The 2,280-nt window shown below is 69.0% G+C and carries 2 protein-coding genes and 1 pseudogene; 1 reads left to right on the top strand and 2 read right to left on the bottom strand.

Features of this window, described 5'->3' with window-relative positions:
• A pseudogene (locus OOT08_RS15460) lies at positions 1-295 on the bottom strand (hypothetical protein); the annotation flags it as partial.
• Positions 296-619: 324 nt separating this feature from the next.
• Between OOT08_RS15460 and OOT08_RS15455 the strand changes: the two are divergent.
• A complete protein-coding gene (locus OOT08_RS15455) occupies positions 620-1,153 on the top strand; it encodes a hypothetical protein (RefSeq protein WP_325093735.1) in 534 nt (177 codons plus the stop codon).
• A 78-nt stretch (positions 1,154-1,231) separates the two neighbouring features.
• Here the strand turns inward: OOT08_RS15455 and OOT08_RS15450 are convergent.
• Positions 1,232-2,280, bottom strand: a 1,049-nt coding sequence (locus OOT08_RS15450) for an ABC transporter ATP-binding protein (RefSeq protein ID WP_325093734.1), incomplete at its 5' end; no start/stop codon positions are given.

Genomic DNA, 2,280 nt, shown 5'->3' with positions numbered 1-2,280 from the left:
CGGGCCACGGCCACGGCCAGACCTCCTGCTGGGTCCAGCCGCTGACCACCGCGGTCCCGAACCAGGCCCCCAGCCCCGCGCCGAGCGCCCAGCGGGGCGAGACGGGGGCGAGCAGCAGCGCCCCGCCCTGGGCGAGGCCGAACACGAAGGCCAGGTGCAGCGGCACCCCGTAGAGCGCGGTCTGCAGGGGCACGGACACGGCGACGACGGCGACCGCGAGCGCGCCCAGCACCGCCCACCCCCGGAGCAAGGGCGTGCGACGCTCGGCATCGAAGACGGGATTGCGGCGCATCATGCCCATACTGTGGCACGAGCCCGCTGGCCCCCGCATCACTCCGTGGAGGGAGATCGCGGCGCTCTGCAGTCAAAGCAAACTCGCATGACTCGCTCAAGACCCTACGACTTGCGCCCTCCAGGAGCGAAACAACAGGTGACGTTCCGGGGTGGTGTGGACGCTCGCGACCCCGATTGGTCCATCGATCTCACGCGCGGGAGCACCCCCTCAATCAACAGCAGGCAGCAAGGTTATCGTCTCACCAGCGTGTCTTCAGAGCGCCTGGGGCAGAGCAGGCCATCCTATAATTCTGTCAGTAACCAATGAATTAGATTTAGGAAACCTATGAAAGCCCTCTTTGGCCTGGCGCAAATCGGCTTATTTATCTTTGGCATTTTCGAAGCCGTGCAAGGCCGATGGTGGATGCTCTTGCTCTGCTGGGCAGGCGCGGCCCTCATTGGGTTCATTGGCGCTCGAACCCTCAGGAACCCGAACGGGTTGAGTCAGTTCGCAAACTCAGGGATGACGAACATGAACACGGCTGGCAAGCTCATCGACCAGGGTAACTATCCTGCCGCAGGCAAGAGCATTCGCCTGGCTGTACGTGACTTCCGAACGGGAAACGACTACGGTCTCCTGGCAGTTGCACTCCCGATGCAGGCAATCATTGACGCTCATCTAGGGGAAACAGAAAGCGCTCTCACTGCGCTGGATCACGCTCAAGATGAACTCCGAAAAGTACACTCGAATGCCGGGGAAAGCGTGATTCAGATGCAGACCTACCTCAGTGAGCTCCGCGCGGAGATCCGTTCCGGTAATCGCGACGCAGAGGGCATGTTCCTGCACTTTACTCGCTTTCAGGAGAACTTGACCGGGTAAACACCGAGCCCAGCGGCGACACACCCAAAGAGGTTTGCCGATTGCCTGGGAACAAAAACACGCTCACCTGAGAAGGGCTCAGGCGTCGCAGAGCCGACCGTCGCGCAGTTCGAGCACGCGGTCGCAGAACGAGCGGACCACGTCGAGGTCGTGCGAGATGAACAGCAGGGCGAGCCCGCGCTCGCGGCGGAGCCGGGCGAGCAGGTCGAGCACCGCGGCCCGGCTGATCGTGTCGAGCGCGGACACGGACTCGTCACAGATGAGCACTTCGGGGTCCGTGGCGAGGGCCCGGGCGATAGCGACCCGCTGGCGCTGCCCGCCGGAGAGGCCCGCGGGCCGCCGGGACGCGAGCGCGGGGTCCAGGCCGACGCTGGCGAGGAGCTCGGCCACGCGCGCCGCGCGGCGCGCACGAGGGGTGTGCTCGCGGGCACGATCCCCGCGAGTACCAAACAGCGCCTCGCCCAGGATCCTGCCGACCGTGCGCCCGGGCGGGAAGGAGCCCATCGCGTCCTGCGGGACCCACTGGATCCGGGGGCGCAGGGGCCGCCGCCGCCACTCTTGGACACCCGACCAGGCATCCTCGCCGAGGCGGATGCCCCCGGCGGCGAGCGGGAGCAGCCCCAGCGCGGCGAGGGCGAGGGAGGATTTCCCGGCCCCCGAGGGCCCCACGAGGCCGAGCGCCTCCCCGGCGCGCAGCCCGAGGCTCGCGCCCCGAAGGATCGGCTCGCCGCCGCGCAGCAGCGTCACCCCGCGCAGGCTGAGCACGGGGCGCGCGCCGGGCGGTGGGCCGGGCGGGGACGCGCCCGGGGCCGCGGGGATCGCGGCGAGGAGCGCGCGCGTCACCGCGTGCTCGGGCGCGGCTAGGACGCGCGCCGTCTCACCCGCCTCGACGACGCGGCCGCCGTCCAGCACGAGCACGCGATCGGCAATCTTGGACACAAGGCCAAGATCGTGGCTGACCAGGACCAGTGCCCGCCCGGCGCCGCGCAGCTCCGCGAGGGTCGCCAGCACCCGCTCGCGCGCCGCCGGGTCGAGGGCTGTGGTGGGCTCGTCCGCGAGCAACACCGCGGGGTCCGCCGACAGGGCCGCGGCGATCAGCGCGCGCTGGCGCTGCCCGCCGGAGAGTT

This window comes from Leucobacter sp. M11 (assembly GCF_035726885.1).
Taxonomy (GTDB): domain Bacteria; phylum Actinomycetota; class Actinomycetes; order Actinomycetales; family Microbacteriaceae; genus JAPFRB01.
This window is presented reverse-complemented; position numbering and strand designations above follow the sequence as displayed.